The organism is Sphingobium sp. SJ10-10 (genome assembly GCF_036038995.2).
GTDB lineage: Bacteria > Pseudomonadota > Alphaproteobacteria > Sphingomonadales > Sphingomonadaceae > Sphingobium.
The window spans coordinates 417,273-441,379 of sequence record NZ_CP158132.1 but is presented as its reverse complement, the minus strand read 5'-3'; the positions used below and the strand labels follow the sequence as shown (position 1 = coordinate 441,379).

General features: G+C 63.8%; 20 protein-coding genes and 1 tRNA gene. 13 read left to right on the top strand and 8 right to left on the bottom strand.

The features are described 5' to 3' along the window. The first annotated feature begins 1 nt into the window (after position 1). From VVT58_RS02085 to VVT58_RS02040, 10 genes are all read left to right on the top strand, one after another. Complete coding sequence (locus VVT58_RS02085) at positions 2 to 670, top strand: alpha/beta hydrolase (protein WP_066558859.1); 669 nt, start codon at positions 2 to 4, stop codon at positions 668 to 670. A 98-nt stretch (positions 671 to 768) separates the two neighbouring features. After that, on the top strand, positions 769 to 960 hold the full coding sequence (locus VVT58_RS02080; RefSeq protein ID WP_176596446.1) for a YezD family protein: 192 nt from the start codon (positions 769 to 771) through the stop codon (positions 958 to 960). A gap of 170 nt (positions 961 to 1,130) precedes the next feature. After that, positions 1,131 to 3,596 carry a TonB-dependent receptor gene (locus VVT58_RS02075; protein ID WP_327751701.1) on the top strand — a complete coding sequence of 822 codons (2,466 nt, stop codon included), beginning with the start codon at positions 1,131 to 1,133 and terminating at the stop codon, positions 3,594 to 3,596. Between the two features lie 161 nt (positions 3,597 to 3,757). Further along, complete coding sequence (gene panB, locus VVT58_RS02070) at positions 3,758 to 4,630, top strand: 3-methyl-2-oxobutanoate hydroxymethyltransferase (protein ID WP_327751700.1); 873 nt, start codon at positions 3,758 to 3,760, stop codon at positions 4,628 to 4,630. 74 nt (positions 4,631 to 4,704) lie between these two features. Then, positions 4,705 to 5,403, top strand: coding sequence for a tetratricopeptide repeat protein (locus VVT58_RS02065; protein WP_327751699.1), 699 nt, complete (start codon positions 4,705 to 4,707; stop codon positions 5,401 to 5,403). Next, positions 5,400 to 6,761, top strand: a complete 1,362-nt coding sequence (locus VVT58_RS02060) for a PQQ-binding-like beta-propeller repeat protein (protein WP_405053718.1) — start codon at positions 5,400 to 5,402, stop codon at positions 6,759 to 6,761. Before VVT58_RS02065 ends, VVT58_RS02060 begins: the two co-directional genes overlap by 4 nt. 117 nt (positions 6,762 to 6,878) lie before the next feature. Next, on the top strand, positions 6,879 to 8,252 hold the full coding sequence (gene der / locus VVT58_RS02055) for a ribosome biogenesis GTPase Der (protein WP_327751697.1): 1,374 nt from the start codon (positions 6,879 to 6,881) through the stop codon (positions 8,250 to 8,252). Further along, complete coding sequence (locus VVT58_RS02050; protein ID WP_327751696.1) at positions 8,239 to 8,475, top strand: sulfurtransferase TusA family protein; 237 nt, start codon at positions 8,239 to 8,241, stop codon at positions 8,473 to 8,475. The genes der and VVT58_RS02050 overlap by 14 nt, the downstream gene beginning before the upstream one ends. Positions 8,476 to 8,532: 57 nt before the next feature. Continuing rightward, complete coding sequence (locus tag VVT58_RS02045; RefSeq protein WP_327751695.1) at positions 8,533 to 8,973, top strand: Hpt domain-containing protein; 441 nt, start codon at positions 8,533 to 8,535, stop codon at positions 8,971 to 8,973. Between the two features lie 53 nt (positions 8,974 to 9,026). Further along, on the top strand, positions 9,027 to 10,043 hold the full coding sequence (locus VVT58_RS02040; RefSeq protein ID WP_327751694.1) for an LLM class flavin-dependent oxidoreductase: 1,017 nt from the start codon (positions 9,027 to 9,029) through the stop codon (positions 10,041 to 10,043). Here the strand turns inward: VVT58_RS02040 and VVT58_RS02035 are convergent. Beyond that, positions 10,011 to 11,132, bottom strand: coding sequence for an acyltransferase (locus tag VVT58_RS02035; protein WP_327751839.1), 1,122 nt, complete (start codon positions 11,130 to 11,132; stop codon positions 10,011 to 10,013). The two genes, VVT58_RS02040 and VVT58_RS02035, sit on opposite strands and share 33 nt — an antisense overlap. A gap of 146 nt (positions 11,133 to 11,278) precedes the next feature. Between VVT58_RS02035 and VVT58_RS02030 the strand changes: the two genes are divergently transcribed. Next, entirely contained in the window at positions 11,279 to 12,937 is a 1,659-nt protein-coding gene (locus tag VVT58_RS02030) for an ATP-binding protein (protein ID WP_066558879.1), read from the top strand. A gap of 4 nt (positions 12,938 to 12,941) precedes the next feature. Here the strand turns inward: VVT58_RS02030 and VVT58_RS02025 are convergent, their stop codons facing one another. The 6 genes from VVT58_RS02025 to VVT58_RS02000 form a co-directional block, all read right to left on the bottom strand. Continuing rightward, a complete protein-coding gene (locus VVT58_RS02025; protein WP_327751693.1) occupies positions 12,942 to 14,393 on the bottom strand; it encodes an MATE family efflux transporter in 1,452 nt (483 codons plus the stop codon). Positions 14,394 to 14,497: 104 nt separating this feature from the next. Further along, positions 14,498 to 17,326: a valine--tRNA ligase gene (locus VVT58_RS02020; protein ID WP_327751692.1), complete on the bottom strand. Its 2,829-nt coding sequence runs from the start codon at positions 17,324 to 17,326 to the stop codon at positions 14,498 to 14,500. A gap of 40 nt (positions 17,327 to 17,366) precedes the next feature. Continuing rightward, positions 17,367 to 19,409: a S9 family peptidase gene (locus VVT58_RS02015; RefSeq protein WP_327751691.1), complete on the bottom strand. Its 2,043-nt coding sequence runs from the start codon at positions 19,407 to 19,409 to the stop codon at positions 17,367 to 17,369. Between the two features lie 217 nt (positions 19,410 to 19,626). Continuing rightward, positions 19,627 to 20,118 (bottom strand): DUF2497 domain-containing protein, encoded by a 492-nt coding sequence (locus VVT58_RS02010; RefSeq protein ID WP_327751690.1) that lies wholly within the window; start codon positions 20,116 to 20,118, stop codon positions 19,627 to 19,629. Positions 20,119 to 20,187: 69 nt separating this feature from the next. Then, the gene (locus VVT58_RS02005) at positions 20,188 to 21,654 is read right to left on the bottom strand and encodes a TolC family outer membrane protein (protein WP_327751689.1); all 1,467 of its coding nucleotides are present in this window, start codon (positions 21,652 to 21,654) and stop codon (positions 20,188 to 20,190) included. A 19-nt stretch (positions 21,655 to 21,673) separates the two neighbouring features. Then, on the bottom strand, positions 21,674 to 22,306 hold the full coding sequence (locus VVT58_RS02000) for a protein-L-isoaspartate O-methyltransferase (RefSeq protein WP_327751688.1): 633 nt from the start codon (positions 22,304 to 22,306) through the stop codon (positions 21,674 to 21,676). A 203-nt stretch (positions 22,307 to 22,509) separates the two neighbouring features. On the opposite strand from VVT58_RS02000, the gene VVT58_RS01995 reads away from it, so the two are divergent. Continuing rightward, a tRNA-Cys gene (locus VVT58_RS01995) sits at positions 22,510 to 22,583 on the top strand. Positions 22,584 to 22,705: 122 nt separating this feature from the next. Here the strand turns inward: VVT58_RS01995 and VVT58_RS01990 are convergent. After that, positions 22,706 to 22,897: a DUF6961 family protein gene (locus tag VVT58_RS01990; RefSeq protein ID WP_405053731.1), complete on the bottom strand. Its 192-nt coding sequence runs from the start codon at positions 22,895 to 22,897 to the stop codon at positions 22,706 to 22,708. A gap of 155 nt (positions 22,898 to 23,052) precedes the next feature. Between VVT58_RS01990 and VVT58_RS01985 the strand changes: the two genes are divergently transcribed. Then, positions 23,053 to 23,682: a helix-turn-helix domain-containing protein gene (locus VVT58_RS01985; RefSeq protein ID WP_327751686.1), complete on the top strand. Its 630-nt coding sequence runs from the start codon at positions 23,053 to 23,055 to the stop codon at positions 23,680 to 23,682. Positions 23,683 to 24,107 lie beyond the last annotated feature (425 nt).

Here is a 24,107-nt window from a genome sequence, read left to right as displayed (position 1 = left end):
CATGGAGCGATTCGGACATTCAGGTGACGCGCGCCAGCCGGTCGTGCTGACCATACCGGGTCTCAACAATAGCGGACCCGATCATTGGCAGACGCTGTGGGAAAAAACGCGCGGGGATTGCGAACGCGTCGATCTGGGAAGCTGGGCCAGCCCCAGCCGCAATAGCTGGGTCACGCGGCTGGACGCGGCGATCCGGGCGGCGGACGGACCGATCATCCTGGCCGCGCACAGCCTGGGCTGCCTGGCGGTCGCCTGGTGGGGCGCGTTGCAGAGCCAGGCCTATGGCTGGCCGGTGACCGGCGCGCTGCTGGTGGCGCCGCCCGATTGCGACCGGATGGAAACGCCCGAGACGATCGGCGGCTTCGGCCCCACGCCGCGCGCGCAACTGCCCTTCCCGTCGATCGTCGTGGCCAGCCGCAACGACCCCTATATCTTCTTCGAACGCGCCCATAGCGTCGGCAAGAATTGGGGCAGCAGCTTCGTCGACGCGGGCTTTTGCGGGCATATCAACGCGGAAGCTGGCCTGGGCGAATGGCGCTTCGGTCAAGCCTTGCTCGAAAAACTGATCGACAATGCGCATGAGCAGGCCTCTGCGATGCGCCAATTACGGCCCGCCATCCCGCTGGCGCATCAGGAGCGGCGATTGGCGGCGCTGCGGGTCAACGGCTAGATTTTTTCCGGGGCGCGACAAGAGAAACTTGAGCGCCCCTTATATTTGCTTTTTTGTCTATCAATACAGTTGAGATAAAGAGCGGTTAAGAGGTGTTTATGAGTGAAAACCGATCGATTGAATTTGCCCGCAACGGCCGCAGCGAAGGGCAGCGCCACGACATCGCCGTCAGCATCGAAAAGGTGCGCAGCGTGCTGGAGGCGCTTCGTTTCGGATCTGTCACGCTGACCGTGCATGACGCGCGCGTGGTGCAGATCGACGTCACGGAAAAGACGCGCCTGACCGCCTGAAGGAACAGCGGGGGCACAAGAATACGGGGTTGCTGAACAAGGCCCGCAAGAGGGCTGAATATAAGTGGCAAGGGGTGGGCCACATTTTCCATTCCCAGACCAACGGCTTTGAGCGGATCACCGCAGAGGCCGCGATCAACATTCACCGGACATCCGGAAGGGGAATATCCATGATTGCGCGTTTTCTGTTGCTCGCCGGCGTGGCGAGCGCATCCTTCATTGCGTCCACCGCATCTGCGCAGGACGCGCCTCAACCCGTTGCGGACAGCGCTGAACAAGCCACTGCCCGCGGGGAAGTGATCATCGTCACCGCCCGCCGCCGCGCGGAAACCGCGCAGGAGGTGCCGCTGGCGATCTCCGTGATTCGCGGCGACAGCATTGAGGCGACCGGCAATTTCAACGTCGTGAAGCTCCAGCAACTGGCGCCGACGCTTCAGGTCTACACCACCAACCCGCGCAACACCTCGGTCAACATCCGCGGCCTTGGCGTGCCGTTCGGCCTGACCAGCGACGGCTTCGAGCAGGGCGTCGGCATCTATGTCGACGACGTTTACAACAGCCGCGTCGCCGCCGCGACCTTCGACTTCCTCGATGTCGCCCAGGTCGAAGTGCTGCGCGGTCCGCAAGGTTCGCTCTACGGCAAGAACACCACGGCAGGCGCGATCAACATCACGACCAACCAGCCGACCTTCGATTTCGAGGGCCGCGCCGAGCTGACCGTCGGCAACCTCAACTACAAGCAGGCGAAGGCCGCCATTTCCGGCCCGCTGTCGGACACGATCGCCGCCCGCATCGCCGTCGCCGCGACCAGCCGCCGGGGCACGATCTACAACGTCACGTCCCAGCGCTGGATCAACGAGCAGGACAATCTGGGCCTTCGCGGGCAACTGCTGTTCAAGCCGACCGACAATTTCAGCCTCACTTTGTCGGGCGACTACAGCAAGCAGGACCCGGAATGCTGCGGCACCGTGTTCGTGCGAGTGGGCACGACGCAACGCCCGATCACGCGCCAATATGATGAGCTGGTCAAGGCGATCAACGCCAATCCGAACCCCGCCTATCCGGGCCGCAACTATGCCGTGCCCAGCCGCAATCCCTATGACCGGCTGACCGATCTCGACAGCAACCTGAACGCTGGCAACAAGATCGGCGGCGTGTCGGCCAAGATAAAGTGGGATGTCGGCCCCGGTACGCTGACCTCCGTCACCGCCTGGCGCTTCTGGGACTGGAAGCCGGAGAATGACCGCGACTTTACCGGCCTGTCGATCGTGTCGAAATCGCAGAATCCCTCGCAGCAGGACCAGTATAGCCAGGAATTCCGCTATAATTACGAAAGCCAGAAGATCGACTTCGTGGTCGGCCTGTTCGGCTTCAAGCAGCGGATCGACACGCAGGGCACGGAGCAGCAGGGCGCAGACGCCAGCCGCTGGAGCCTGACCGGCGCGAATGCCGGGAATCCGAGCATCCTGCAGGGCCTGACCGCGACCAACACGCAATGGCTCAAGAGCACCAGCGCGGCGCTGTTCGGCCAGCTAAGCTGGAAGGTGACCGACGCCCTGACCATCCAGCCAGGCGCGCGCCTGAACTACGACAAGAAGTCGGGCTTCTACCAGCGCGTGGTCACCACCGGCTCCGGCGCGGTCATCAACAGTTGCGCACCCACCGCGACGCAGGGCAATGCCGTGCTGACAGCGCAGTGCGGCGTCTACCAGCCGCAGCTCAGCGCGCCGTCCGACAGCGCCTGGAACTTCACCTACGACTTCAACGTCAATTACAAGATCGCGCAGGACATCCTGGCCTATGCGACCTATGCGAAGAGCTTCAAGACGCTGGGCATCAACCAGAATGGCTTGCCGCTCAATTCGGACAATACGGTGAACTACGACGCGGGCACGGTGAAGCCGGAACGGGTCAACCATTTCGAAGTCGGCCTGAAGACCCAGTTCTGGGACCGCCGGGCGACCTTCAACCTCACCGCCTTCCGCACGGAGATCAAGAATTTCCAGGCGACGGTGAACGGCGGCCAGTTCGGCACCGTGCGCGGCTATCTCGCCAATGCTGACAAGGTCCAGTCGCAGGGCATCGAAGCGGACTTGAAGGTCGTCGCCAGCGATCGCTTCACCGCTTATGCCAACGGCGCCTATACCGACGCCAAGTACAAGAAGTTCACCAACGCGCCCTGTCCGCCCGAACTGTCCGGCGGCACCTTCGTGACCGGCAACCAGACACCGGGCGCACCCGGACAGCCCGGACTCAGCCCACGGGCCTGCGACATTTCCGGCCAGGACCTGCCCGGCGTGTCGAAATGGGCCTTCTCCTACGGCGCGGAATATAACATTCCGGTCACGCTGCTGGACAAGGATGGGCAGCTCTATCTGGGCGTCGACGGCAATTACCGGTCGCATTGGAATTCCAATGCCTCGCCGTCCATCTATACGGAGGTGAAGGGCTATGCCCTGACCAACTTCCGCGCCGGCTTCCGGGGCGAAGGGTTCGACATCTTCGGTTGGGTCCGCAACGCCTTCGACGTCAACTATATCGAAAATCTGCAGGTCGCGCCGGGCAATACCGGCCTGATCGCCGGCCAGCCCGGCGACCCCAGAACCTGGGGCGGAACGATCAAATTCTCGTTCTGATAGCGCCCACGGCCTCATGATCGAGGCCGGCGTCTAACGAGGTTCACCCCTGCGGGGAGCGACACAGCCCTGTCGCTCCCCGCATTTTTCGATGCCGCCATGATCCGATTGGACATCTGCCCGATTTGCGCCCGGCGTCCCGCTGGGGTAGAGCGCGTCCCATGTCCACGACCTTCACGCTCGATACGTCGACCAGCCGCGCCAATCCCACGCCCGCGCCGATGAAGCGCTTGATGGTGCCCGCCATCCAGCGCCGCAAGTTCGAGGGGAAGACGGAGCAGCCGCTGGTGATGCTGACCGCCTATACGGCGCGGATGGCGCAATTGCTCGACCCGCATTGCGACATGCTGCTGGTCGGGGATTCGCTGGGCCAGGTGGTTTACGGCCTGCCCTCCACCCTTGCCGTCACGCTCGACATGATGATCGCCCATGGCGCCGCCGTGGTGCGCGGCAGCTATCATAGCGTCGTACTCGTCGACATGCCCTTCGGCAGCTATGAAGCCTCCCCGCAACAGGCCTTTGCCAGCGCCAGCCGCATCATGGCCGAAACCGGCTGCGCGGGCGTCAAGCTGGAGGGCGGCGTAGCGATGGCCGAAACCATCTCCTTCCTCAGCCAGCGCGGCATTCCGGTGATGGCGCATATCGGCCTGACGCCTCAGGCGGTGAACGCGCTGGGCGGCTACGGCGCGCGCGGCAAGAGCCAGGAGGAGCATGCCAAGATCATCTCCGACGCCCGCGCCGTCGCACAGGCGGGCGCTTTCGCCATGGTGATCGAGGGGGTGATGGAGGACATCGCCGTCGCCGTCACCGACAGCGTCGACGTGCCGGTGATCGGCATCGGCGCATCGGCCCATTGCGACGGGCAGGTGCTGGTGGCGGAGGACATGCTGGGCATGTTCGAGCGCGTGCCCCGTTTCGTGAAGCGCTATGAAAATATCGCGGAAACGATCGAAAAGGCCGCCGTCCAATATGCCGAAGATGTCCGAAACCGGAACTTTCCGACCGAAGATCAGGTCTATCGGCCCAAAAAGTGATTTGCGTGAGCGCAGTGCGCCGCTAATGATCGCGCCTTCCGCGTGCCTTATCTGACGAATTTCTGGAGACCCAAGTGGCCCTGACGCCGCAAAACAGCGAAGCCTTCATGCGTGAGGTCGACGAGGCCGTCCGGCAGGACCAGTTGCTGACCTTCTGGCAGCGCTTCGGCCGGTGGATCGTCGCGGCGGTGGTCATCGGCCTCGCGGTCTTCGGCGGCTGGCTCTATTGGCAGCATTACACCAAGACGCAGTCGCAGGCCGTGTCCGAGGAAATGGACAAGGCGATCGCCACGGCCGTCGGCGGCGGCACGCCCGACGCCAAGGAACTGGACAAGCTGACCCAGGCGAGCCAGCCCGGTTTCCGCGCCTCCGCCCTGCTGGTGAAGGCGGGCACGGCCGCGCGCAAGGGCGACAGCAAGGCCGCCATCGCCGCCTATCAGGCGATGGCCAATGACAGCTCGCTCGACCAGCCCTATCGCGACCTGGCGCTGATCCGCCAGACCACGCTGGAATATGAAAATCTGCAACCGCAGCAGGTGGTCGACCGGCTGAAACCCCTCGCCGTGGAGGGCGCGCCCTGGTTCGGCAGCGCCGGGGAACTGGTCGCCATCGCCTATATGAAGCTGCGCAAGCCTGACCTGGCCGGGCCGCTGTTCGCCGCCATGGCGAAGGACAGGAACGTGCCGCAGTCGATCCGTTCACGCGCGCGACAGATGGCGGGTTTATTGGGTGTGGATGCAGTCGAAACGCCGATCGTGGCGGGACAGGAATGATTGGGCGCATGGGAAAGCACAGCATGACGAAATTTTCGGGCGCCAGTCGCGCCGTGACTGTGGCCGCGATGATCGCCCTGCTCGCGGGCTGCGGCGTGATCGGCGGCAAGAAGGGCGGCCCCAAGACCCCGGTGATCGGCAAGCGCACCTCGATCCTCAGCAATGAACAGGGGGTGGAGGTCGATCCGACCCTGGCCGACGTGCCGGTGGCCCTGCCCGAACCCTATGCCAATGACCAATGGTCGCAGCCGGGCGGCAGCCCCGCCAAGACCATGGGCAATCTTGCGCTGGGCGCTTCGCCTTCGCAGGCCTGGACCGCTTCCATCTCGGGCAGCACGCCTCAGGCGCGCCTCGCCTCCGCCCCGGTGGTGGTCGGCGGCAAGCTCTATGTCATCGACGCCGATGCGCGGGTGATCGCATTCGACGCCAATAGCGGCGCGAAGCTGTGGCAGACCGCCCTGCCCGCCGAAGGCAGCGGCCGCGCCCTGTTCGGCGGCGGCGTCAGCGTGATCGACGGCAAGCTCTATGCCAGCACCGGCGTGGGTGACGTCGCCGCCATCGACGCCAATACAGGCGCAGTCCTGTGGAAGAAGCGCCCCGGCGGCCCGCTGCGCGGCGCGCCGACGCTCGCCAACGGCCATGTCTATGTGATGGGCCAGGATAATCAGATCTTCGCGCTCAACCAGACGGACGGCGAAGTGCAGTGGACCGACAGCGGCACGTTGCAGGTCACCGGCATTTTCGGCGTGGCCGCTCCGGCCGCTGCGCAGGGCACGGTGATAGCAGGCTACAGCTCGGGCGAGCTGACCGCCTATCGCTACGAAAATGGCCGGACGCTGTGGGGCGACGCGCTGTCGCGCACCAGCATCTCGACGGCGGTGGCGTCGCTAACCGATATCGACGCCGATCCGGTAATCGATCGCGGCCGCGTCTTCGCCATCGGCCAGGGCGGCCGCATGGCCAGTTACGAACTGGTGAGCGGCCAGCGCCTCTGGGAAATCAACATTGCCGGCATTTCCACCCCCTCGGTCGTGGGCGAATGGGTGTTTGCGGTGACCAGCGATGCCAAGCTGCTTTGCGTGGCCCGCGCCACGGGCAAGATCCGCTGGATCAGCCAGTTGCGCCGCTGGGAGAAGGAAAAGAAGAAGGACAAGGCGATCCGCTGGACCGGGCCGGTGCTGGCGGGCGGTCGCCTGATCCTGGTTTCGACCCATGGCGACCTCAACTATGTCGATCCGACGACCGGCAAGATCCAGGCGGAAATCGATCTCGACCGGTCTATGTCGCTGTCGCCGGTCGTGGCGAACAACACGCTTTATATCCTTGCCGACGACGGCAAGCTCACGGCGTTTCGTTAACGACCTCAATGATGTTAAGTAACCGTGCTCCTGCGAAGGCAGGAGTCCAGTTCCGCTGTTTGGACTGGACTCCTGCCTTCGCAGGAGCACCAATATTTTGAAGGATACGGGCCTTTTATGCTGCCCACCGTTGCCATCGTAGGACGCCCCAATGTCGGCAAGTCCACCCTGTTCAACCGGCTCGTCGGCAAGAAGCTGGCGCTGGTCGACGACCAGCCCGGCGTGACCCGCGACCGGCGGGAAGGGCAGGCGAATCTTCTCGGCGTCGAATTCACCATCATCGACACCGCCGGTTATGAGGATGAGGATCCGCAGACCCTGCCCGGCCGCATGCGCATGCAAACGCAAGCGGCAGTGGAAAATGCCGACGTCGCGCTGTTCGTCGTCGACGCCCGCGCCGGGATTACCCCACTGGACGAGGAAATCGCCCGCTGGCTGCGCGAAGGCGACGCGCCAGTCGTGCTGATGGCCAACAAGGCCGAGGGCAGGGCGGGCGACGATGGCGTGATGGAAGCGTTCAGCCTGGGCCTGGGCGACCCCATCCCCTTCTCCGCCGAACATGGCCAGGGTTTGGCCGATCTGTTCCAGGCTCTCCTCCCCTATATCGACCGTGAGGAGGAGGAGGAGGAGGAGGAAGCGGAGCCAAGCGAGGCCGACCTCGAATCCGCGCCGTTGAAGCTGGCCATTGTCGGCCGCCCCAATGCGGGCAAGTCGACGCTCATCAACCGGCTTCTCGGTGAAAACCGCCTGCTGACCGGCCCGGAAGCCGGCATCACCCGCGACAGCATTGCCGTCGACTGGCAATGGACCAGCCCCGACGGCAATGAACGCCCCGTCCGCCTGATCGACACGGCTGGCATGCGCAAGCGCGCCAAGGTGCAGGACAAGCTGGAAAAGCTGGCCGTGTCCGATGGCCTCAACGCGGTCAATTTCGCGGAGGTCGTGGTGCTGTTGCTCGATTCCACCCGCGGGCTGGAGGCGCAGGATCTGCGCATCGCGGACAAGGTGGTGGAGGAAGGCCGCGCCTTGGTCGTGGCGCTCAACAAATGGGATACGGTGGAGCACGGCTCGGCGCTTTACCAGGGCATCAAGCAGGCGCTGTCCGACGGCCTCGCGCAGATACGCGGCGTGCCGATCATGACCGTGTCGGGGGCAACCGGCAAAGGACTGGACGACCTCATCCGCGTTGCCTTCGAAACCCGCACCGCCTGGTCGCAGCGCGTCTCTACCGGCATCCTCAACCGCTGGTTCGAACGCGCGCTGGAGGCTAATCCGCCACCCGCGCCCGGCGGTAAGCGGATCAAGCTGCGCTACATCACCCAGAACAAGACCCGCCCGCCGACCTTCGTGCTGTTCGGCACGCGGCTGGACGAGCTGCCGGAAAGCTATCGCCGCTATCTGGTGAACGGCATCCGCAAGGAACTGGGCTTCGGCGCGGTGCCGGTGCGGCTGACGCTGCGCAGCGCCAAAAACCCCTATGCCAACAAGTGAAGCGGCGCATATCGATGCCAGGGGCATGAAATGTCCCTGGCCCGCGCTGCGTGTGGCGCGGGCGATGCGCTCGGGCGATGCGGTGACGATCGAGGCTGACGATCCCATCGCGCCGACGGAGCTGGAGGCGCTGGCCCGGCAGCAAGGCTGGACCTTCACGGCCAAAGGGCCGCACCTCTTCACGATTGGCCGGTCACCCCAGCCCATGGCCATCACAGCTTAACCCCATATTTACGCCCCTCTTCTATAGTCTCTACGGCAGAACAGGGAGTGTCGCAGCGTGTCATATCAAGAGGCCGAACTGGTCAACTGGACCGATTTTGCCAAATCCCGATCGGAGCTGGGCACCGCCTTCCTGCGGATTCTCGGCTATTTCCGGGAAGATGGCGGCAAGGCGATCGGCGTGATCGAGGAAGCCTTTCGCGCGCGCAACGCCGCCGCGCTCGTCACCCCGGCCCATACGCTTAAAGGCGAGTCGGCGCAGTTCGGCGCCTATCGTCTGAGCGCCATGGCCGAAAAGATCGAGATGGTCGCCCGTCGCTGCGTCGAAAGCCGGGAAGGCCCGGACGAGCTGATCGAGGATGTCGTGGCGCTGCGCCCCTGCTTCACCGAAACCATGGCCCTGCTGGACCGCGATGCCAATCCATTGGTCGCCCGCCGGCCGCAAGGTTTCGGCCGCCGCGTCGACGGTCCTGCGCAGGGATTCGGCCGCGCCGTCTGAACCGTGTCACATAAGTATTGAAATAAAACGGGTCATCCCCCCATATGCGGGCCATGACTCGTTTTTCCATTCTGGACCTCGTCCCCGTCAATGAAGGCAGCAGCCCCGGCGAAGCGCTCCGCCGCGCCGCCGCCTTTGCCGTCCATGCCGAAAGCCTTGGCTTCCACCGCTATTGGGTGGCCGAACATCATGGCATGCCGGGGATCGCGTCGGCCGCAACCGCCGTGGTGCTGGCGCATGTCGGCCAGGCTACCCGCCACATCCGCATCGGCGCGGGCGGCATCATGCTGCCCAATCATGCGCCGCTGCTGATCGCGGAGCAATTCGGCACGCTCGCCGCCCTGTTTCCCGGCCGCGTCGATCTGGGATTGGGCCGGGCGCCCGGTTCGGACCAGCGCGTGGCACAGGCGATGCGGCGGACGCTGAGCGGCGGCCCGGATGAATTCCCCCGCGACGTGATGGAGTTGCAAGCCTATTTCGCGGGCGATGCGCGCCTGGGCTTCCAGGCGACGCCCGGCGCTGGCGAGGATGTGCCGCTCTGGATTCTCGGCTCCAGCCTCTATGGGGCGCAATTGGCCGCCGCGCTCGGCCTGCCCTATGCCTTCGCCTCCCATTTCGCGCCGGGCGCTCTGGACGAGGCGATCGCCATCTACCGCCGCGATTTCCGGCCATCGGTGCAGCTCAAATATCCCTATGTGATGGCGGGCTATAATGTCTTCGCCGCCGACACCGTGGAGGAAGCGCAACTGATCGCGACCTCCATGCAGCAGGCCTTCGTCCGGCTGCGCACTGGCCAACCGGGCAAGCTGCAACCCCCTGTTCCCGGCTATTATGAAAGCCTGCTGCCCCAGGCGCAGGCCATGCTGGCCGACGTGCTGAGCGCTTCGAGTATCGGCACCCAGGCCGATGTCGAGCGGGATCTGGCCGCCTTCATCCGCCGCACCCAGGTCGATGAGATCATCATCGGCGGCCATATCCACGATCTGGAGGCCCGCAAGCGCAGCATCGAAATCGCCATCGCCGCAGGGCGAGCCGTGTCAGGCGGCCATGAGGCGGCCGCCGCTCAATAGCTTTGCCAGTCCCGGCGCGGCGCGGCTGAGCAGCGACCCCAGCAGCACCACGGCGACCAACACCAGCAGGGGCTGCACCAGAAGATAGGCGGGATAGAAAGGCGAGCCGAGCTTGCCGAACAGCGTCCCCAGCACCGGCCCGCCCAGCCAGATCAGGATGAGGTGCGAGCAGAAGAGGAAGAAGGCGAAGGGCTCGATCCGCAGCAGCATGCCCCGCGCCGCGCTGGCCGCCAAGGACCAGGCCAGCCGCCAGAAGAACAGCGCCGCCGCGATCCGCACCGCCATGTCCAGCACCGCCATGCCGATGCCCGGCGACAAAGCGCCCACATGCAGGGAAACATAGAGCTGCGCGGTCATCAGCAGCGCGAAAGGCGGCGCCGCGACCGTCCAGGGCAGCGCCGCCGCCCGATCGGCCAGCCCTTCGCGCCGGGCGATGATGCCCATGATGAAGAAGAACAGGATCGACGCCCGCATCAGCACCGGCGGTCCCCAGCCCATGATCTGGCACAGCGCCGCCATCGCCGCGACCGCGACCAGCGCCCAGCCGGGCAGGCGGACAAACAGCGGCGCGGCGATCATGCACAGGAACAGGTCGCGCAGGAACGGCATCTGGACATTGATGTCGGGATTGCGGCTGACGATGAACAGTTCCTGGAACATCCAGTCGGTGGACGACGGCACCGGCGCGGACAGACCCAGCACCCAGGCCGCGCCGGACACGAACAGGATCGCCAGCGCATTCCACAGGATCATCGGCAGCAGGATCGTCCGCACCTTGCGCCCGACATGGCGCACCCAATCCTGCGTGCGCGCCGATCCCGCGACCAGCCAACCGGAAATCAGGCCCAGCAACGGCACCGCGCTGCGCCCGAAAATCTCCATCAATCCCCATCGCAGGCTGTCCTGCGGTGTTCCCCGCAGGCTTTCCAGATCATGGCCGCTCAGACCCGTCCAGGCGTGGACGTACACCACCCCCAAAATGCAGATAACGCGAGCGATGGAGATCGCATCGGATCGCCGCGCCGCGTCGGTCGTCAGCACGGCAGTCAAGCGATTTTCCCGATTTTCGGCAAATGTTTCAACGACCAAGCCTGACACGCATTTCCTCTGACATCGCGGCGCAGGCATCCGGCCGCTTCCTGTTTATGGGGCCGGAATAAGCAGATTCTTTACCAGTCGCCGGTTAAATCGATCCGACGTGCCGGAATCCCGTCCGGTCGAGGGGAAAAAGGTTCATGACCCAGATGCACGGTGCCGACCATTTCGCAGGCGCGCAGCCGCATGTCTTTCAGGCTTCGGTCGACGCCATGGGCATGGTTTTCCAGATCGCGGGATCCAGTTCGCAGTTGATCATCGACGCCACGCGGATTGCCGCGCTGTCGCATAATCCCGATCCTTCCCTTGCCATGGCGGGGCAAGTCGGCTCCCAGGTGAAGATGCGCGTCGGCCATGTCTGGCTGATTGCCAGCGTGCGCCGCATGGCGATGGACCGGCAGGACAGCAACAGCATCGTCGTCGACATCGACTTTCTGGGCGAAGGCGATGAGGAAAAGCTGACGGGCCGCATCTACCGCTTCCGCCGCGGCGTGACCCGCTATCCGACGCCGGGGACGGAAGTTTATCCGGTGTCCAGCCAGGACATGCAGCAGATCTATTCCGCCGACGACCGCCCTCATGTGCAGATCGGCACCGTCTATCCCACCGCCGACACCCGCGCCGCACTCTATGTCGACTCCATGCTGGGCAAGCATTTCGCGCTGCTGGGCTCGACCGGCACCGGCAAGTCGACCAGCGCCGCGCTGATTCTGCACCGCATCTGCGACCTGTCGCCGCAGGGGCATATCGTGATGATCGACCCCCATGGCGAATATGGCGCGGCTTTCCAGACCAATGGCGCGGTCTATGACGTCAACAATCTCGCCCTCCCCTATTGGCTGATGAATTTCGAGGAGCATTGCGAGGTGTTCGTCACCTCCGAGGGTTCCGAGCGGACCGTCGATTGCGATATTCTCGCCAAATGCCTGCTTGCCGCTCGGTCGAAGAACCGGCTGGCGGAGAGCATCGGGCGGCTGACGGTCGATTCGCCGGTTCCCTATCTGCTCTCCGATCTCACCAACATCCTTCAGAACGAGATGGGGAAGCTGGACAAGGGCACCGGATCGCTGCCCTATATGCGGCTCAAGACCAAGATCGACGAAATCAAGAGCGACCCCCGCTACAGCTTCATGTTCTCCGGCATGCTGGTCGCGGATTCGATGCAGGAATTCATCGCCAAGATCTTCCGCCTGCCCTCGGGCGGCAAGCCGATCTCCATCATCGACGTGTCTTCCATGCCGTCCGACATCACGTCGGTCGTCGTGTCGGTGCTGTCGCGGCTGGTGTTCGACTATGCCCTGTGGGCGCGTGACGAGCCGCAACGGCCGATCCTGCTGGTCTGCGAGGAAGCGCATCGCTACATCCCCTCCTCCACTACCGGATCGGGTCAGGCCGTGCGCCGCATCCTGGAGCGCATCGCCAAGGAAGGCCGTAAATATGGCGTGTCGCTGGGCCTCATCACCCAGCGTCCGTCGGACTTGGCCGAAGGCGTGCTGTCGCAATGCGGCACGATCATTTCGATGCGCCTCAACAACGACCGCGACCAGGCCTTCGTGAAGGCCGCCATGCCCGAAGGCGCGCGCGGCTTCCTCGATTCCATCCCCGCGCTGCGCAACCGGGAGGCGATCATCTGCGGCGAAGGCGTCGCCGTGCCGATCCGCGTCGCGCTCGACAATCTGGAGGAGGAACGGCGTCCCGCTTCGGGCGACCCGAGCTTCACGGAGCTGTGGCGTCAGTCGGGCGGCGAGGCGGAGATCCTCGACCGCACCATCACCCGTTGGCGCAGCCAGGGGCGGTAAGACTTTACCCCGCCGGGACGATCCGGCCGGCGGGCTCACTCTCCGCATTGACGCTTTCGCGGCACTCTTCCTCGTTTACGGGGACGAGCAGCTTCGCCTTGCGCCAGCCGCCTTGCCAATAGACGAGTCCGGCCAACAGGAAGGCCGCTGCCGAACCCGCCGGAAAGCTGAGCCACAGCGCATCCGCCCCGATATGCGGATATCCCAGATGATAGAAGCCTAGCCGCACCGCGAAGAGGGTGAAGATCAGGATCAGCAACGGTCTTACCACCACGCCATTGGCCCGCATCACGCCGAACAGGATCATCGTGCCGCCGAATAGCATGAAGCTCCAGCTCGCCAAAAGCTGCATATGCCAGGCCGCGGCGATGGCAGCTACGTTCCGCCCAAGGAACAGCGACAACAGCGGCGCGTGGAACAGCAGGATCACGGCCACCATCGTGCCGGTGATCAGCAACAGATAGCCCATGCCATAGCCGGTGATCCGGCTGATCCGGTCCCATCGCCCGGCGCCGATATTCTGCGCCGCCATGGCGCTGACCGCCGCGCCCATCGCCATCGCCGGCATCTGGAGGTAGGTCCAGATCTGCTGGGCCGCGCCATAGGCGGCGGTGACGAGGAAACCCTCCCGATTGACGAGGCCGATCATCACCAGCCCGGAAGCGGACATGACGATCATCTGCAATCCCATGGGCAACCCCTTGCCGAACAAGACCCCCATCTGCTCCGGCGCCGGGCGCAGATAGGCCAGTTCCCGCCCGCGCAGACGCAGCGGCAGATCCTTGGCATAGGTATAGAGGATGAGGCCGATCAGGCTGATGACACCCGCCGCCGCCGTCGCCGCGGCCGACCCGCCGATGCCCATCGCCGGTATCGGTCCCAGGCCCAGGATCAGCAAGGGGTTGAGGACCAGATCGACGCCCACGCTCACGAACATGAAGATCAGCGGCGTGCGCGCATCGCCCGTCCCGCGCAGGCCCATCATCATCATGACGCTGAGCAGGGAGGCCGGCATGGCGATAAAGATCACCCGCAAATAGATGAGCGCCAGGTCGAACGCCTCCACCGGCGTCGCCAGCAGCCGCAGCAAGGCGGGCGCGCCAATCCAGCCGGCGGTCGCGACGATGAGACCCAACAGGGTGCAGAAGCCGACGGCCGAACCGAAAGCGCGGCGCGCCGCGTCAAGATCGCCCCGCCCCGCCGCCTGCGCGATCATCACGGTCGACGCCATGCCGAAGCCGAAAACGACGGAGAACATCAGGAACATGGTGATGTTCGCATTGGCGGTGGCGGCCAGCGCCTGCGCGCCCAGGAAACGGCCGACCCAGACGGCGTTGATCGATCCGTTCAGGGACTGGAGAATGTTGGACGCCAATGTCGGCATCGCGAACAGCAGCAGGGTCGATGCGATCGGCCCTTGGGTCAGATCCCTGGCCCGATGTTCCCCTATAGCCATGACCGTCCCTCCCCCTTGCGGATGCGACCGAGGGCACCGCATCCGATCCTGCGCAGCGCCTGCTGGCCCTTCGTCAACGCATCCCGATCGGATGCGCCGGCCGATCAGGCGAGCCGTTCCAGCGCCGCCTTCAATCTTTCCGCTTCGGCGGCTTTTTCGCCATGGTCCTCACGCGCCTTGGCGACGGCTTCGGGCTTGGCCTTTTCGACGAAGCTGGGATTGGAAAGACGCCCGGAGAGGGAATCCCGTTCCTTCTCCGCCGCTGCCAGAGCTTTGGCGAGACGGGCTTTTTCAGCGACAATGTCGATCACGCCTTCCAGCGGCAGGATGAAGGTCGCTTCGTCAACCACGATCTGCGCCGCGCCACCCTCGACACTGTCACCAAAGGACAGGCTTTCGACCCGGCCCAACCGCGCCAGCGCCGCGCCCTGACGATCGATGCGGCGGCGGGTTTCCTCCGACGCGTCCTGAACGACCACGCCCAGCTTCGCGCCCGGCGGCACGTTGAGTTCGGTTCGGGCCGTGCGCATCGCGCTGATCAGGCGGATCAGCCAGTCGATCTCCGCCTGCGCCTCGCTATCCACAGCATAGAGCGCCTGCGGCCAGCGCGCGACGATCAGCGCCGTCTCCCGCTCGCCCGTCAGATGCCACAGCTCTTCGGTGATGAAGGGCATGAAGGGATGCAACATCACCAATATCTGATCGAACGCCCAACCCGCGACGGCGCGGGTTTCGTCATCCATCGCGCTCTTGGTCAGTTCGATATACCAGTCGCAAAACTGGTCCCAGACGAAGTGGTAGATGGCGTTCGCCGCTGCATCGAAACGCAATTCGGTCATGGCGGTGTCGATCGCCTGCACGGTCGCGACCGTCTCGGCAATGATCCAGCGGTTGACCGGCGCCTCCGCATGGGGCGCCTCATGGCTGGTCGAAGCAGTGACGCCATTGGATTGCAGGAAGCGCGCCGCGTTCCACAGCTTGGTCGCGAAGTTGCGATAGCCCTCGACGCGCTTCTCATCCATCTTCACGTCGCGGCCCTGGCTTTCCATGGCAGACATGAAGAAACGCAGCGCGTCGGCGCCGAACTTGTCGATCAGGCCCAGCGGGTCGACGACATTGCCCTTGGACTTGGACATTTTCTGTCCGTCCGCGGCGCGCACCAGCCCGTGGAGGTAGAGCTTGCGCCACGGCACATCGCCCATGAACTCCAGCCCCTGCATCGCCATGCGCGCATCCCAGAAGAACAGGATGTCGAAGCCGGAAATCAGCAGGTCGTTGGGATAATGGCGCTTGAGCGTATCGGTCTCCTCCGGCCAGCCGAGCGTGCCGAAGGGCCAGAGCGCTGAGGAAAACCATGTGTCGAGCACGTCGGGATCGCGCCAGATGCCGAGCGTTTGACCAGATCTAGTGGCAGCATGCAGCGGATTGTCAAAAATCGTAAACTGGGTATCGGATCCATAGTATTCCCGCGCAGCCTCTAGCGCTTGTTCTTCAGATTCGGCAACGAAAACCTCAAAATCGCCCCGCATCTCCTGACCTCTTCCGAGGTCATACATCAACCCTATTTCTTCCTTCTTAGGCCCATACCAAACTGGAATCTGGTGCCCCCACCAGAGCTGGCGCGAGACGCACCAGGGCTGGATATTCTCCATCCAGTTGAAGAAGGTCTTTTCCCACGTCTTGGGGACGATCTCGATCCGCCCATCGCGCACCGCCTGCATCGGCGCGACCGCGAGTTTCTCCGCATCGACATACCATTGATCGGTCAGCCACGGCTCGATCACCACGCCCGAACGATCACCAAAGGGCGTCTGGATGGTGCGTGGCTCGGCGTCGGATTCGACTTCCTCGCCTTCCTTGGTCTTGCTGATGTGCGGGACCAGCAGGCCCAGCGCCTTCATCTCCGCCACGACCAGCTCGCGCGCGCCGTCCACGCCGTCGCGGCTGAAGCGGTGCAGGCCCAGGAAGCGCTCCGGGATCAGGCCGTCGGCGGTCTGGATCACATTGGCTTCGGCATCGAACATGTTGAGCATGTCGGCGGCCTTGAAGCCTGCGCGCTTGCCGACTTCGAAGTCGTTGAAGTCATGCCCCGGCGTGATCTTCACCGCGCCCGACCCCAGTTCCGGGTCGGCATAGTCGTCGCCCACGATCTTGAACCGGCGGCCAGTGATCGGCTGGAGGATATCCTTGCCGATGACGTCCTTGTAGCGCGGGTCTTCGGGATGCACAGCGACCGCCATGTCCGCCAGCATCGTCTCGGGCCGCGTGGTGGCGACGACGATATGGTCCGCGCCATTGGCCAGTTTCGCCCCATCGGCCAGCGGATAGCGGAAATGCCAGAAGCCGCCCTTCACTTCCTTGGTCTCGACCTCCAGGTCGGAGATGGCCGAACGGAAATGCGGGTCCCAGTTCACCAGGCGCTTGTCGCGGTACAGCAGGCCGCGCTTGTGCAGTTCCACGAACGTCTTGATGACGGCCTTCGAAAAGCCCTCATCCATGGTGAAGCGCTCATTGGCCCAGTCCATCGAGCAGCCCAGACGGCGAAGCTGGCGCGTGATCGCGCCGCCGCTCTCGGCCTTCCATTCCCAGACCTTCTCGACGAACTGGTCGCGCGTGTAATTGGTGCGCTTGTCCTGCCGCGCCTCCATCTGCCGCTCGACCACCATCTGCGTCGCGATGCCCGCATGGTCGGTGCCCACCACCCACAGCGCATCCTTGCCGCGCAGCCGCTCATAGCGGATCACGATGTCCTGCAACGTATTGTCCAGCGCATGGCCGATATGCAGGCTGCCCGTCACGTTCGGCGGCGGGTTAACGATGGTGAAGGGCTCCGCGCCAGGCCGCTCCGGGCGGAACAGGCCATTTTTCTCCCAATGGGCGTACCAGCGGGACTCGATATCGGCGGGGTCGAAGGTCTTGGGCAATTCGGTCATGAGAAGGCGCCTTAATGCGCCTTCTCATGGCATTCCAGCTTTACTTGCCAGTCCACTTGTCAAGCCAGCCCAGCGCCTCATCATACCATTGCAGCGAGTTGCGCGGCTTCAAGACCCAGTGATTCTCATCCGGAAACACCAGCAGCTTGGAAGGCACATTGCGCCGCTGCAACGCCGTGAAGGCCGCCAGCCCCTGGGTATAGGGAATGCGGAAATCCTTCTCGCTCGTCACCACCAGCATCGGCGTCTTCCATTGGGTCACATGGTTGACGGGATTCCATTTCTCGAACTCTTGCGCCTTTTCATAATAAGGCCCGCCATGTTCCCATTCGTCGAACCATAGCTCTTCGGTCTCATAAGCCATGGCGCGGGCGTCGAACACGCCATCATGCTGGACGATGCACTTGAAGCCGTTGGGCCAATTGCCCTCGATCCAGTTCATCATATAGCCGCCATAGCTGGCGCCGAGCGCACAGCCATTGCCCGCATCGACCTGCGCATCCTTCGCCGCAGCCGCCGCCAGACCCAGTTTCAGATCCTCCAGCGGCTTGCCGCCCCAATCCTGGTTGATGCTGTCGACAAAGGCCTGGCCGTAGCCGGTCGAGCCATGGAAATCGACGATCACCGCCGCATAGCCATGCGCCGCGAAAGCCTTGGGATTCCAGCGATAGGACCAGCTATCGTTGAAGCTCCCCTGCGGCCCGCCATGGACCAGGAAAGCGACCGGCAGCTTCCCCGTAACGCCTTTGGGCTTCACGATCTGTCCCCAGACGGTGTCGCCATTGGCGCCCTTGAAGCTGTAGCGCTGGACCGACACGTCATCCACGCCTGTCAGCTTCTCCGCATTGACGCTGGTGAGCCGCACGGCTTTCCCCTTGGCCGGCATTTTCCAGAAGTCGGCCGGAGACTGGATGCTATCGAGCGAATACACGAAGCCGCCCTTGGGTAGCGGCACGACGCTGCCTGCATGGCCCGCCTGCGTCAGCCGCGTGACCTTGCCCGAAGCAGCATCCACTCGAAACACCGGACGGTCCAGCACATCGTCGGCGGTGACGAATATGCCCTTCCCATCCGCCGCCCAGGCGATGGACGCCACCGAACGGTCCCAAGCCTCGGTCAGCACTTTCGTCTCGGCCGTCGCGATGTTGCGGAGCATCAGCACCAGCCGGTCGCTCTCATAGCCGGGCCGTTTCATCGCCGCATAAGCGAGCCATTTCCCGTCCGGCGACACGGCGGGCATGGTGTCGGTCGCATCATTGGCGTCGGTCAGGTTCACGGGCGCCGTGCCGCCATCTGCCGGGACCGCGAAAATATCGAGATTGGTCGACAGCGACTCGATCCGCCCCGCCTCGCGCAGCGCGAAGAACAGCGTCTTGCCGTCGGCACTCCATGCGATCTCCTCGGCCCCGCCAAAGGGCTTGGACGGGCTGTCCCCGACCAGCGCGCCCATCACCGACGCGGCCTTGCCGCCCGAAAGCGGCATCACGAAGATCTGCGAGCGCTGCCCGTCCGCCCATGTGTCCCAATGGCGCACGAAAAGCTGTTCATAAACGCGCCCCGTACCAGCGCCCGGCGGCGTCGCGGGCTTTGCATCGTCGATCGTCTTCGCCCCTACCGGCCGGTCCGCCCACAGCGCGACCCGATCGCCCGCCGGGCTGAGCAGAAAGCCTGAAATCCCGCCCGGTGCCTGCGTCACCTGCTCGCCCTTGCCGCCCGCGATGGCCACCCGCCAGAGCTGATCGTCACCGCTCTGGTTGGAAAGATAATAAAGCGACTTCCCATCGGCCGAAAAAGCGGGTGCGCTTTCATTCTTGTCCGCGACTGAGGCGACCATGCGCGGCGCCGCGCCCGCCTTGCTCAAGTCCAGCAGATAGAGGTCCGTCCGTCCCTTGTTCGCGGCAAGATCGGTCACCCGCAATTGATAGGCGAGCCATTGCCCGTCAGGCGAAACCGCCGGGGCCGACGCGCGATGGAGACTGGCCATGTCGCTGGGCGTGAACGGCCGGGCTGCCGCCGGCGAAACGGCCAGCGCCGATTGGGCCAAGGCCAGAGCGCCAAGTCCCGCGTGCAGAAGATATTTCATGGATGAACACCCTTGAATCAGGTCGCGCCGCTCTCTTGGGGGCAGCGTCGACAGCTATGGAAAGGGTGTAGGCAGCGCCTCGCCTGCTCGCAAGGATCAACCACCAAAGCGTAATAAAAGAACAAAGACGATGAAATCGGCGTTCAGTTATGCGCAGGCGGAATATAGGACAAGCAACCGCCCGCCATGCGCCCGCGAATCACCAAGACCTCTCGACTCAACGGCCAGTGATGCGGGCGATTTCCTTGGCGACCATATCCTCGACCATCTGCGGCAGCCGCAGGTCCAGCCATTCCTTCAGCATCGGCTTCAGCATCGAGCGGACCAACCCGTCGAGCGTATTGTCCTCGCCTTCCTTGGGCGTCACCAGCATGGACGACAGGGCCGAAAGCGAATGGCGGGCCGCGACCTCGCTCTCGACCGACAGGATGGACACACCCTCCTGTTCGGCCACGGGCCGGGGCGCACGGGACGTTCGATGGGCAGGCATGGGTTCCTCCACAGCAACCTCGTCGGTCAGTTCCAGCACTTCATCGCTGGCAGGCTCCGATACCGCCTCCGGGACGGGTTCAGGCCGGGCCTTCTGCGCCGCCTCGCCCCGCACGCGGCGCGGCAAAGTCTGCACAGCTTCTTCGCCTTCTTCCGCGATGATCCGCTTGATGGACGAGAGAATGTCCTCCATCGAGGGTTCCTTGCTCATATCGCCCATGGTTAACCCCTGTTCCAGTTCCCGTTAACGCTATACCACCAAAGGAACGCTTTTGGGGTTAAAATTGCGTTAAGGCTGCGCCAAAGCGGGGTCCACATTGGCGTTTTGCGCCGGCGAGTCAACGGTCCGCGTCGATTGCAGTTTCGGCGCGGGGTCGAAATCCCAATCGAACCACTTGCCCTTCACCCGATCATAATTGACCACCGGGTCGTAGAGCGTGCCCGCATCCAGGTTCAGATCGTCCGCCTCGGCATGGCCCATGGCGGCGAGCAGGCTGAAACCCGCGACATAGGCATTGCGCCGCGCCGTCACCAACTGGACCTTGGCGTTCACCGCTTCCTGCTCGGCATTCAATATGTCGAGGATGGTGCGGCTGCCGACGGAATTTTCCGCCCGCACGCCTTCCAGCGACAGGTTCGCCGCATCGACCGCCTTCTGATTCGACTGGATGCTTTCCAGGGAGGCTTGCCAGCTCGCATAAGCGGACCGAGTCTGCGCGATCACGTTGCGCTCGACCTCGATCTCCTTTTCCATCGCCTGAGATTCGAGAGCCTGGCTGCGCCGCACCTGCGCCGCCGGACGGCCGCCCTGATAGAAGGGGATGTTCAGTTGAACACCCGCCGACGCCTGCTTGTTGATTTGCGATCCGGTGGCGCTGCTGGTCAGCGTGTCGAGATAGTTGGTGTAGCCCGCCTGGGTGAAGGCGGATACCGTCGGCAGCACCGTGCCCTTGGCCGCGCGCACGTCGAATTGCTGCGCCTCCCGCAGCTTTTTCGCGGCGGAAATGTCCGGATTGTCCTTGAGCGCCACCTGCACGGCGCTGTCCGGGGTCGCGGGCAGGCCCGGCAAGGGCGGCGGCGGCTCCAGATTGTCCGGCGCCTCGCCCACCAGCGCGATGTAATTTTCCCGGGCGGTAATGAGATTGGCCTCAGCGCCCTGCAGGTCGGACCGTGCCAGCGCCAAGCGCGACTCGGATTGCGCGACGTCGGTGCGGGTCACGTCGCCTACCTCGAACCGGTCGCTGGTCGCCTGGAGATTGACCTCCAGCGCCCGCACATTGGCCTGGTTGAGCGCAACCACCGCCCCGTTGCGGATGACGTCCATATAGGCGGCGACGACCTGCGAAAAGACGCTGGCCTCCGTTGCGCGCAGATCGGCCTGCCCGGCGGCCACCCGTGTCTTGGCGGCCTTGATGCCGTTGCGCACGCTCCCGCCTGTATAAAGCGGCACGCTCAACTGCGCATTCGCATTCAGCGTCCGCTGCGGCGAAGTGAAGCTGATCGTCGGCTTGAGAATGCTTTCGGAATAGCTGCCCGTCGCATCCAGCGCGGGCCGCCCCGACGCCTTCTGGATCGGCACATTCTCATCCGTCGCCCGCTGCCCCGCGCGCGCGCCCGTCAGGGTCGGATTCGACCGATAGGCCTTGGCGAGCGCGCCCTGCAACGTCTCCGCATGGGCCGCGCCGGCCATGGCGGAGGACACCGACAGCAACAGGAACAGGGCGCAACGCCCAGAAAACCGATGTCTCGCCGTCATGTCTCCCCCAATCGGTCCTTCAGAACACAAACCGTTCCGGCGCGGCAAAGCCCGGAAGCACAACCATTTCCAAATCAGCGAGACTGGAAAGACCCAGCACGCCCGACACCACCCGGCCGCTGCACAGACGGGTAACGCCGCGCTCGACGATGCCCGTCACGACCCGCGCGCCATCGGCAAGCTGCTGAACGAGCGGGGCGGGCACTTCCTCCACTGCGCCGTCGATGAACAGCACGGTATAAGGCGCCCCGGCAACCGCACCGGCATTCAGCGGACCGCGAACGACCGTCACGCTCTCGACAGAAATCTCGGCCCCGCCTTCTTCCTCGACCGCCGTCACCTGCGCGCCCAACGCCGTCAGCAGCGCCGCGCTGTAGCCGGTAGCGGCACCGATCAGCAGCACCTTGTCGCCCTCAGCGATCTGCGCTTCCTTAAGCAGGCGGCCGGTCACCAGCGGCGGATTGAGCGCGCGCCCTCCCGCCAGCGGAATCGGCCGGTCGACATAGGTCATCGCGCGCCGCTCGGCCGGCACGAAATCCTCCCGCGCGACATGCGCCATCGCCGCGATCACACGCTGATCATCCACATCGCTGGTGCGAAGCTGGCTTTCGACCATGGCGGTCCGCATCGATGAAAAATTCTGCTCGGTCACGACAATTCCTCGATCAGGATAGCTTCTATGATGACTGTATTAATAAGGCAATACAGCAAAGGATATAATTCCGGACCTCTAAATCAGCGCAAAGGCCACGCCAAGCGGCTTTGCGCGCCCAGGTGCCGGAATCTTGCCCGACAATATCACAGCGCTGCTTGACTTTGCATCAAAAGCCGCACATTTGCGGCCACCCACGCCGAGGCCCGATGGCGGAGTGGTGACGCAGCGGACTGCAAATCCGTGCACGCCGGTTCGATTCCGGCTCGGGCCTCCAGATATTCCGAACAAAAGATTGAATTTACAGCGCTTTTTCGGATTATCCGATCAGCGTTCCCTCACTCTTGCCCTCATTCGCTCGCGGTTGGAGGCGAGTGAGAGCGAACTGTGGCGGTAAGATCACTGTTGAGAAATATTTGCGCGTATCGTCTGATCGACCCGCCGCGCAACCTCCTTCCACAGCGCCACGCCTTCCGCCTTTCCCTCGCTGGCAAGCTGCTCGATCCTCTCCGCCACCACGACCGGCGCACGGTCGCCATGCTGGCGCAGGACCATCGACGCCATGCCCCATAGCTCCTGATCGCGGGTCATCATCTGGGCAGGATATGAGAAAGCACCCCTGGGACAATAGGGACGATAGGTCGCGTTCACCTGTATCTCGCCACGCCCCATCAAAAAGCGGCTGAAACCTCCGCGCCCTGGGTGCATCGATCCGTCTCCAGTAAATCGCTGGAGAGGAGAGAACCATGAGAACGACCATGGAAGACAGAAGGTCTCTTTACGAGCAGGGGCTGAACGATTGCCAGATAGCGCGACGCATAGGAGTGGATAAATCTGCCGTCCGTCAGTGGAGGAAGCGCAATGGACTGGCCCCCAACCTGCCTTCGTCGGCGCCGGGCGAAGTCGATCTCATTCCCATGCGCAAGCTGCTCTTCGATTTGGGCTGGGGTGTCGCGCGCGTCGCCCGTCACCAAGGTGTGAGTAAAGCATCGGTGAGCACCTGGAAAGCGAGGCAGCGCCTCAACACTGGTGGTCCCCAACATTCCTCCAATTCCAGTCGCGACGATGGAAATGAGCTAAGACGCCTTCAGCGGCGCATTATCAAGGCTGTAGGGGGCAGGCTGCCGTTCGACATTGCGGCAGACGCCGCCGCGTCCTTGATGCTGGATGTGATCGAGGGGAAGGTGCCAGTTCAGCAGATAGAGCGCGTTGCACGCCGATACGGCAACAAGGCGCTCGGTGAGTATGCTGATGCCTTCAAGTCCCAGTCGCTCGACGTGGATGTTCGCGGCGCTGAAGGCCTCCGTCCCATTGATATGCTCGTGGATGAGTCCTCCAGCGCGTGGCTCGAGGAGATGGGGGCAACCTGGCATTGAACCACCGGGGAACGGAAAGCCGCTCCCCATCCTATCACAGCAAAGGCTGCCTGACTCGACTCCCGGTTGTTCCTCTGCCGTAATGGCAGGACGATTCGGGGGAAAGATTTATGACAACGTACACAGTTAGTTACGACCTGATTAAGCGCAAAGACTACCCCGAACTATGGGGTGAGCTAGAGCGATTGGGTGCGCATCGAACACAAGATTCCTACTGGCTCCTCAGCGCCAGTAATACTGCCAAAGAAGTCCACGACCATCTCAAACGGTATGTTGATGGCGATGACCGGCTATGGGTTTCGGAACTGACGCGGAACCACCATTTTTCCAACGCCAAGCCAGGAACCAACAATTGGCTTAAGAACAATCTCCCGGCTCGATGAGCGCAGACGCGCCATAAGGCAGGCCATTGACCTTGAAATGAA

Excerpts from the sequence above, each read along its gene's own strand:
- der (WP_327751697.1), top strand. The coding sequence starts at position 6,879 with ATGCTGCCCACCGTTGCCATCGTAGGACGCCCCAATGTCGGCAAGTCC.
- VVT58_RS02015 (WP_327751691.1), bottom strand. The coding sequence starts at position 19,409 with ATGAAATATCTTCTGCACGCGGGACTTGGCGCTCTGGCCTTGGCCCAA.
- VVT58_RS02080 (WP_176596446.1), top strand. The coding sequence starts at position 769 with ATGAGTGAAAACCGATCGATTGAATTTGCCCGCAACGGCCGCAGCGAA.
- VVT58_RS01985 (WP_327751686.1), top strand. The coding sequence starts at position 23,053 with ATGAGAACGACCATGGAAGACAGAAGGTCTCTTTACGAGCAGGGGCTG.
- VVT58_RS02085 (WP_066558859.1), top strand. The coding sequence starts at position 2 with ATGGAGCGATTCGGACATTCAGGTGACGCGCGCCAGCCGGTCGTGCTG.
- VVT58_RS02020 (WP_327751692.1), bottom strand. The coding sequence starts at position 17,326 with ATGACCGAATTGCCCAAGACCTTCGACCCCGCCGATATCGAGTCCCGC.
- VVT58_RS02005 (WP_327751689.1), bottom strand. The coding sequence starts at position 21,654 with ATGACGGCGAGACATCGGTTTTCTGGGCGTTGCGCCCTGTTCCTGTTG.
- VVT58_RS02060 (WP_405053718.1), top strand. The coding sequence starts at position 5,400 with ATGATTGGGCGCATGGGAAAGCACAGCATGACGAAATTTTCGGGCGCC.
- VVT58_RS02010 (WP_327751690.1), bottom strand. The coding sequence starts at position 20,118 with ATGGGCGATATGAGCAAGGAACCCTCGATGGAGGACATTCTCTCGTCC.
- VVT58_RS02025 (WP_327751693.1), bottom strand. The coding sequence starts at position 14,393 with ATGGCTATAGGGGAACATCGGGCCAGGGATCTGACCCAAGGGCCGATC.
- VVT58_RS02050 (WP_327751696.1), top strand. The coding sequence starts at position 8,239 with ATGCCAACAAGTGAAGCGGCGCATATCGATGCCAGGGGCATGAAATGT.
- VVT58_RS02030 (WP_066558879.1), top strand. The coding sequence starts at position 11,279 with ATGACCCAGATGCACGGTGCCGACCATTTCGCAGGCGCGCAGCCGCAT.
- VVT58_RS02075 (WP_327751701.1), top strand. The coding sequence starts at position 1,131 with ATGATTGCGCGTTTTCTGTTGCTCGCCGGCGTGGCGAGCGCATCCTTC.
- VVT58_RS02040 (WP_327751694.1), top strand. The coding sequence starts at position 9,027 with ATGACTCGTTTTTCCATTCTGGACCTCGTCCCCGTCAATGAAGGCAGC.
- panB (WP_327751700.1), top strand. The coding sequence starts at position 3,758 with ATGTCCACGACCTTCACGCTCGATACGTCGACCAGCCGCGCCAATCCC.
- VVT58_RS01990 (WP_405053731.1), bottom strand. The coding sequence starts at position 22,897 with ATGACCCGCGATCAGGAGCTATGGGGCATGGCGTCGATGGTCCTGCGC.